Annotated in this window: 2 protein-coding genes; both read right to left on the bottom strand. The window is 51.1% G+C overall.

The window, feature by feature from the left end:
- Positions 1 to 730, bottom strand: a 730-nt coding sequence (locus tag MRX98_RS21760; RefSeq protein ID WP_246915267.1) for an IS3 family transposase, incomplete at its 3' end; no start/stop codon positions are given.
- Positions 727 to 1,023 carry a transposase gene (locus MRX98_RS21755; protein ID WP_246915264.1) on the bottom strand — a complete coding sequence of 99 codons (297 nt, stop codon included), beginning with the start codon at positions 1,021 to 1,023 and terminating at the stop codon, positions 727 to 729. The genes MRX98_RS21755 and MRX98_RS21760, both read right to left, overlap by 4 nt.
- Positions 1,024 to 1,093 lie beyond the last annotated feature (70 nt).

The following is a 1,093-nucleotide window of genomic DNA, read 5'->3' as shown; positions in this document are numbered from 1 at the left end:
CAGTATCTTTTATCCATTCCGTTTTCAGCAAGTGAAAGAAGCTCTCAACGACAGCATTGTCCCAGCAATCCCCCTTTCTGCTCATGCTGCATCTCATACCGTATGATTCAAGCATTTGTTGATAATCGCAGGATGCATACTGACTGCCTCGATCCGAGTGGTGGAGCAGGCCCTTCGGCGGTTTACGCCGGAAATAGGCCATCGCAAGAGCCTCGGTAACCAACTTTGTTTTCATGCGCGAACTCATGGCCCATCCCACTACTTTGCGTGAAAACAAATCGATAACAACTGCCAAGTAAAGCCATCCCTGAATGGTCCACAGGTAGGAGATGTCGGCGCACCAGGCGGCATTGGGACGGTCAACGGAAAACTTGCGATCCAACAGGTTGGGAGCAACAGGCAGATTGTGCTTGCTGTCAGTCGTTTTCTTGAATCTTTTTCGTGACCTGACCGCAACCCCGGCCTTTTTCATCAGGCTGCGTGCACGGTATCGGCCAACATCATGGCCATCATCGCGCAACTCCTTTGACATACGACGTGAACCATAGCTGCCACGCGTGTCGGCGTGAATCCGCCGCACCTTGGTAAGCAAAAGAAAATCAGGGTCCATGATGTATACGCACCCATACTTGAGATACTGGTAAAATCCGCTCCGGCTTACCCGCATCACCTTGCACAATAAGGTGACGGGGAAGGCCTTCTTTTGCTGCCGGATAAAGTCGAATCTCACTTCGACAGGTTGGCAAAGAAGGCCGTGGCCTTTTTTAATATGTCACGCTCCATCTCGAGGCGCTTGACCTCTTTACGAAGCCGATGCAGCTCCTCTTTTTCCGGGGTCATGAAACCTTTGCCGGGAAAGGCCTGGTCGGCCTGTTTTGCTAACTGATCCCTCCAGCGCCTCAAAACGCTGGTGCTGATACCAAGATTGCGGGCCGCCTCTGAAACCTTGTACCCTTGCTCGGTGACCAATTTGACGGCATCAACCTTGAATTCCTTTGTAAATCCCCTGCGGGTCTGGCTCATCGTTCACCTCCAAAAAGTTGGTTGTTTATATACCAGGCTTTTCGGAGTGTCCATTTTCATCGTACCACTT

Source organism: Desulfatitalea alkaliphila, from assembly GCF_022968795.1.
In the GTDB taxonomy this organism is placed as follows: Bacteria; Desulfobacterota; Desulfobacteria; order Desulfobacterales; family Desulfosarcinaceae; genus Desulfatitalea; species Desulfatitalea alkaliphila.
The sequence above is the reverse complement of the archived record's forward strand: the minus strand, read 5'-3'. Positions and strand labels throughout refer to the sequence as shown.

Bases quoted from the DNA above. Each gene is read 5' to 3' on its own strand.
- MRX98_RS21755 (WP_246915264.1), bottom strand. From the start codon at position 1,023: ATGAGCCAGACCCGCAGGGGATTTACAAAGGAATTCAAGGTTGATGCC.